At 45.8% G+C, this 2446-nt stretch carries 1 protein-coding gene and 1 pseudogene; both read left to right on the top strand.

Annotation, left to right across the window (positions count from 1 at the left end; genetic code table 11):
* Positions 1 to 272: pseudogene (locus tag AACP44_RS09005) on the top strand (alanine--glyoxylate aminotransferase family protein); the annotation flags it as partial.
* A gap of 363 nt (positions 273 to 635) precedes the next feature.
* On the top strand, positions 636 to 1994 hold the full coding sequence (locus AACP44_RS09000) for a DEAD/DEAH box helicase (protein ID WP_339340193.1): 1359 nt from the start codon (positions 636 to 638) through the stop codon (positions 1992 to 1994).
* Positions 1995 to 2446 lie beyond the last annotated feature (452 nt).

Below are 2446 nucleotides of genomic sequence, written 5' to 3'. Positions count from 1 at the left end.
CTTATCGTCTGCCCCAGCTTAATCTGGTTAAGCTGCCTGAAGGTGCTGATGATGCGGCGGTTCGCGCGGCGTTATTATCCGAATACAGTTTGGAAATTGGTGCCGGTCTTGGAGCCTTGGCAGGCAAAGCATGGCGTATTGGTTTAATGGGCCATGCATGCAATAAGAAAAATGTCCTGTTGTGCTTGTCAGCGCTGAATAATGTGTTATCAGCCCAGGGTGCCAATATTAATAGCGGTGTTGCCGTTGATGCTGCATTAGCCAGTTATTAATATCGCTATTTTCAACCACGTCACTGACGGTCGCTGTTTGTTTTATCGCGGCCATTGTCAGGTCATAAATTAGAGCCCTGAAAATCACCTTTTAGGGCGCTTTATGCAATCCGCAATTGAATTTATACCCTTCAGGTTTAATTCGAAATTGGCTTCGTTTGACGACTAACCGGCAACGCAATATTGCCAATCACCGCATTGAAAAAGTGATGGCACAGAAAGTGATTAGCGCAGCATCCATGACTGAGGTGAGTTTATTCACCTAGGTTTCTGTAGTAGTTAATAGCTGCTTACTGTAAGCTTCACGCCGCCGTCTTGAGCGATATCCATTCCGTTATTACCATTATCAAAAGAGCCGTATCTATGAGCTTTGACTCCCTAGGTTTATCTGAGCCTATTTTGAAAGCGATTAAACAGCAGGGTTATGAAAGCCCGTCACCTATACAGGCCAAAGCCATCCCCGCCGTGATTGAAGGTCATGATGTTATGGCAGCGGCCCAAACCGGTACCGGAAAAACAGCCGGTTTTACCCTGCCTATTCTAGAGCGACTTAGCAACGGTCGCAGCGCATCATCAAATCAAGCAAGAGCACTTATCCTAACGCCCACCAGAGAATTGGCAGCTCAGATTGGAGCCAGTGTTGAAAGCTATGGTGTCAATTTATCCCTGCGCTCTACTGTGGTTTTTGGTGGTGTGAAAATCAATCCGCAGATGAAAAAACTTCGCAAAGGCGTTGATATTTTAATCGCCACACCGGGCCGCCTATTGGATTTATATGAACAAAAAGCCATCAAATTTGATCACCTGGAAGTATTGGTTTTAGATGAAGCCGATCGTATGCTGGATATGGGCTTTATTCATGATATAAAAAAAATTCTGCATGTATTACCTAAACAGCGACAAAATTTATTATTCTCCGCTACTTTCTCTAATGATATTCGTCACTTGGCCAAGGGCTTGGTGCATAAGCCAGTAGAGATTTCGGTTAGCCCACCCAATACCACAGTAAAATCTGTAGAGCATTGGATTTACTCAGTCGACAAAAATAAAAAGTCTGCTTTATTGAGGCAACTGATCAAAGAAAAACAATGGCCACAGGTTTTGGTATTTTCTCGTACAAAACATGGCGCCAATAAACTTGCCAAGCAACTGGACAGTGCTGGTATTAGTGCTGCTGCTATTCACGGCAATAAAAGTCAGGGTGCTCGTACAAGGGCATTGGCAGAATTTAAAAGCGGCAAAGTTAAAGTGTTAGTGGCTACCGATATCGCTGCCAGAGGCCTGGATATCGACCAGCTACCCAATGTCGTGAATTTTGATTTGCCCCATGTGCCCGAAGACTATGTTCATAGAATTGGCCGCACCGGCAGGGCAGGAGCCAGTGGTATGGCCGTTTCTCTAGTCTGTGCCGATGAGTTTAAGCAGCTCTGCGATATTGAGCGATTAATTGGTGAGTTGCTACCCAGAAAAATTGCCGAAGATTTTGAGCCCGTGCATGCCTTGCAGGAGTCACGCTTAAAGACTAAACCCTACAAACCCAAAAAACCGAAGAAGCCCAAAACAGGTCATCGAGATGGGCAACGTTCCGGCGAAAATACTCAAGGCCATGCTCATAAAAAGGACCAACCCAGCGCCAATGGTCAGCGCAAAAAATCAGCGGCAACCGGAGCCAAGCCCAGTGCTAATCGCCGAAGACGTAAGCCGGTTAGTGATAATCGCTAGACTAACGGCTTGTTTAATCGAATAGTTTTCAAAGGGTCAGTCGTTTGCCGATGCCGGTCAAACCGTTATGACGTCAAACCGCTGCCGACCCATAACACTCATGTGGTGGCATCGGCTTCTGGTGATTTACCGCCAATCAAGGTATCGTAAACACTTCAAAATTCAAAGCTTAGACGGCCACTTCAAGGGTTTGTATCGCAAGCTAGAAGCGCATTTCGGTGGCCGAAATTTGTATATGAAAACACTGAAAAATAACTGCCGTTATAAGGCAGCTGTAATCGCTGAAAATGATCTATCGCTATTCAGCGGCTCCATGCCAAGGCTTGAATTGTTCTGTGTCTAGCCACGACGTTACTCCGGTATTGGCTGTGCAAAAAGGGACAGAACAATCCCTGTTGCTCGCTGACCAATTGCAACTGCCGTTAGTTGATGAAGCTGCAGCGGAGCAATTT

This window comes from uncultured Oceanicoccus sp. (assembly GCF_963968385.1).
In the GTDB taxonomy this organism is placed as follows: domain Bacteria; phylum Pseudomonadota; class Gammaproteobacteria; order Pseudomonadales; family Dasaniaceae; genus Oceanicoccus.
The sequence above is the reverse complement of the archived record's forward strand: the minus strand, read 5'-3'. Positions and strand labels throughout refer to the sequence as shown.

Excerpts from the sequence above, each read along its gene's own strand:
- AACP44_RS09000 (WP_339340193.1), top strand. The coding sequence starts at position 636 with ATGAGCTTTGACTCCCTAGGTTTATCTGAGCCTATTTTGAAAGCGATT.